Below are 613 nucleotides of genomic sequence, written 5' to 3' on the forward strand. Positions count from 1 at the left end.
CGATCGATGTTGATGTAACGGTAAATCCATCTGGTCAGGCTGATTCCGTTGACGATCAGATTGTTTGTACAGGATCGAGTACGCAATTGGTGACTTTCACTACTCAAAACACTGTAGGAATTACTACCTATGTTTGGACTATGGATACGGAAATCGGTGCAGGGCTATCTGGATCTGGTAATCTACCTGCCTTTACCACAGTAAATATCACCAACGCTCCAATAGTGGCTAAAGTAACAGTAACACCAACGTTTACCAACGGAGGGGTTTCCTGCCCGGGGCCACCAGAGACTTTTACGATTACTGTAGATCCAGTAGCAGAAGTTGTTGCTACTCCTGCATCAGAGGTCATTTGTTCTGAAGATAATACAGGTATACAGTTAAGCACTCCTACAACGGGAACACAGGCCATTACCTACAGTTGGACGGCATCAATTACAGCTTTACCTATTGGGGGAACCATAACAGGGTTCACTAACCAAATTCCAAGTTCTTTGGATGAAATTATTCAGCCTCTGACCAACTCAGGTACAAGTCCCGGTGTGGTGACTTACACCATTACCCCACATATAGGAGATTGTTTAGGGACAGAGATTACTGTGGCTGTAACTGT

The 613-nt window shown here is 44.5% G+C and carries 1 protein-coding gene; it reads left to right on the forward strand.

Annotated features, from left to right (window positions below):
• On the forward strand, nucleotides 1–613 hold a 613-nt coding region (locus IEV57_RS19290), incomplete at both ends, for a PKD-like domain-containing protein (RefSeq protein WP_308419897.1).

The organism is Belliella aquatica, assembly GCF_014637795.1.
Lineage (GTDB): Bacteria > Bacteroidota > Bacteroidia > Cytophagales > Cyclobacteriaceae > Belliella > Belliella aquatica.